Below are 913 nucleotides of genomic sequence, written 5' to 3'. Positions count from 1 at the left end.
GTGTGGGTCGTCGGAGAGGACGACGAGGTCGGCGTGGTTGCCGGGGGTGAGGCTGCCCAGCGCGTGTTCCCAGTGGCAGGCGCGGGCCGCGTCGATCGTGTAGGCGCGCAGGGCCTCGTCGACCGAGAGGCCCTCGTCCGGGCCGATCACCCGGCCCGAGTGGGACCGGCGCTCGACCATGAACTGGATGGCCCGCAGCGGGGCGCCCACGGTCACGGGGCGGTCGGAGCTGCCGGCGAGGGGGATGCCGTGCGTCCGGAAGGCACGGCCACGGTAGAGCCAGTCGGCCCGGTCGGCGCCCATGAGCTGTGCGTAGTCGTCGCCGAAGCTCCACAGGAAGGCGGGTTGGACGACCACGGTCGCCCCGCTGCGGGCCAGGCGCGGGAGTTGGTCGGGCCGCACGAGGCCGGCGTGCTCGACGCGGTGCCGGGCCCCCGGGCGCGGCCTGAGCCGCTGGGCCTCGGCCAGTGCGGACAGGGCCACGTCCACGGCACGGTCGCCGATGGCGTGGATCGCGAGCTGCCAGTCGGCCAGGTGCCCGGCCACGATGGTCGCCGTCAGTTCGGCCGGGTCGGCGAAGAGCGCGCCGCCGTGGTCGAGCCCGACGTACGGCTCCGTCAGCGCGGCCGTGCGCGGCATCATCCCGCCGTCGGTGAAGACCTTGAGCGCGCCGATGGCCAGCCGGTCGTCGCCGAGCCCGGTGCGCAGGCCCAGGTCGATGCCGTGGCGCAGCCCGTCGTCGGGATGGGCGGCCACCTCGCGTAGCAGGTCGGCGGCGACCATCAGCCGCATGCGCAGCGGCAGCCGGCCGGCGTCGCGGGCACGCTGGTAGGCGGCGAGTTCGATGGCGCTGTGCGCGATCAGGCCGCCGCCGATGCCGGCCTCGGCGGCGGCGGTGATGCCCTCGGCCAGA

The 913-nt window shown here is 75.7% G+C and carries 1 protein-coding gene; it reads right to left on the bottom strand.

The window, feature by feature from the left end:
* Nucleotides 1–913 (bottom strand): amidohydrolase (locus KUM32_RS37170; RefSeq protein WP_217146272.1); only part of this gene is annotated, 913 nt, incomplete at both ends.

It is taken from the genome of Streptomyces sp. AC627_RSS907 (assembly GCF_019049165.1).
Note: the sequence above shows the minus strand (reverse complement) of the source record. Positions and strands in the feature narration are given on the sequence as shown.